The following is a 1,954-nucleotide window of genomic DNA, read 5'->3' as shown; positions in this document are numbered from 1 at the left end:
TCTCTCGCGATTTAGCCCTTGCCATTCGCTAGTAGTTATCGTTTAATAACAGTATGTTATTTAAACGGCGATCTTCCTACAGAGGACTTTCACCTCATAAGTCAATGCCCATGTCGGGCGTACACAAACAATTAAACAAGGACAAAAATAGTTGGTTTTGCTCCTTCGTCGCTTATTTTAACCAACTATTTTTTGCCCGTTAATTGGGCGTTAGGTGCCAATGAAGATCGTATTACTAACTTTGCTTCTGCTTTTTTCATTTAGAGTCTCTGCTGTGGAACCTTGTGAACCAGTCCCAGAGGGCAAGCAAAGACGAGATGGTGTTTGTTCATATGAAGATGCTGCATTTAGAGCTCGTCAGGTTTTTAGCTACATATTATCTTTAAAAAAATACTGTGATAACGCAACCCAAGAAGAAATAAATGAGTGGTACTTAAGTAACAAACAGCTCATCGATAAAGCAGTTATCATCAGCAAGCAACCATTAAAAGAAATAGTAAAAAATACAGACGCGGCATTATGGCAATCTGAGAGTAGCATCAGAGTTAAAGAGTCTTGCTCATATGCTAAACGTAAAATACATAATACATCACCTTCGCTATTTGGTGGTCGAGTAGGTGAGTATTTGGATTCTTACGCACCTAACAAAGCAAATTAAAAAGTACGGACAAAAAACAGTTGGCTTTGTTCGTGCCTCTCAAATTATAGCCAACTATTTTTTGCCGTTTATTTGCGGCGTTAAGTTTCTAGGAGAGTCATGAAGGAGCATCGGGTAAATTCTTTTGGTGAATTACATAATGTCCTACAGAGATTTAAGAAATCCAATAAGTGGGTTTTTCGCGGTCATGTAGACCCAAGCTGGGAATTATTACCAAAAGCAGGAAGACTTCCTTATTCGGAATCAGATGATTTAAATATCCTAGATTCTTGGAAAAGGCGTGCTGTCGAGTTTTTAAAATCAGTTCCCGATAATGAGTGGGATTGGGTTGCTATTGCTCAGCATCACGGGTTGGCAACTCGATTATTAGATTGGAGTTATAACCCTCTGATTGCCGCATATTTTGCATCAACACATGAGCACGATACTGATGCTCATATTTATTGTTATAAACCTAATTGGTATTTAATAGCCGAAAAAACTAAACCGAAAACCTATAAAGGTGTGTCTCTATTTAAACCCAAAGGAGTCGTACCGAGAATAACAAGACAAGGTGGTGTATTTACGGTACATAGTGACCCAACAACCCCACTCAACAAAAGCCTAGATAAAAAAGATGAACTTGAATTAATCATCATCAACAAAAGCTATGTGCGGGATTTACTTTTTGATTTAAATCATTACGGTATTAATAGTGCTAATGTATTTCCTGACCTAGACGGTTTATCTAAACACGTAAACTGGTATTCAGAAAATAGAGATTTCTGGGACGGTGGGCTCGGAGAAGACGAAACTTAACACATATGAGCCTTAACTCTGTCAATAGGCAATAGTACTCTTTTTGACCGTTTTTATAAATTGACGGTCAATTCTAAATCAATAAACAAATTCGTTTACTTCGTCTGTCGATGCGGCTGTTAAGCAAGTAGCTTACGGCAAACACATATAGGCGCGTTACGCAGTAATCGATTATTGCGATCTCATCGCAGCCAGGTTTTTCCCATATCCTTTTGGGCTTACTGGGGCACTACGACTAAATGGATTTAGGAGGTAGAGCGAAGCAGGATGCCAGAGCCGAGACATTCATCGGTTAACCTGATCATGGCACTATTCAAGGCGGCTGGTTTCATCAATGTGATCCAGTTAGATTTAGGTGCGTAACGCAGTTATCAAGTCAGGTGTAAGCGACTTTGTTTATTGTATTAATGCACGCGTACTGAGCGTCTAATCAAGGCAAGTGGCTTAGGTCTGTAGGCATATAATCAGGTTAAACCTTGTTGGTTATCAACTCACCCA

Annotated in this window: 2 protein-coding genes; both read left to right on the top strand. The window is 39.3% G+C overall.

What is annotated here, in order from left to right:
- The first annotated feature begins 220 nt into the window (after positions 1-220).
- Complete coding sequence (locus QMA12_RS21940) at positions 221-658, top strand: hypothetical protein (RefSeq protein ID WP_143872101.1); 438 nt, start codon at positions 221-223, stop codon at positions 656-658.
- A gap of 99 nt (positions 659-757) precedes the next feature.
- Entirely contained in the window at positions 758-1,456 is a 699-nt protein-coding gene (locus tag QMA12_RS21935; protein WP_290211495.1) for an FRG domain-containing protein, read from the top strand.
- Positions 1,457-1,954: the final 498 nt, after the last annotated feature.

The sequence above is a fragment of the Pseudoalteromonas sp. APC 3893 genome, assembly GCF_030408095.1.
In the GTDB taxonomy this organism is placed as follows: Bacteria; Pseudomonadota; Gammaproteobacteria; order Enterobacterales; family Alteromonadaceae; genus Pseudoalteromonas.
This window is presented reverse-complemented; position numbering and strand designations above follow the sequence as displayed.

Excerpts from the sequence above, each read along its gene's own strand:
- QMA12_RS21940 (WP_143872101.1), top strand. The coding sequence starts at position 221 with ATGAAGATCGTATTACTAACTTTGCTTCTGCTTTTTTCATTTAGAGTC.
- QMA12_RS21935 (WP_290211495.1), top strand. The coding sequence starts at position 758 with ATGAAGGAGCATCGGGTAAATTCTTTTGGTGAATTACATAATGTCCTA.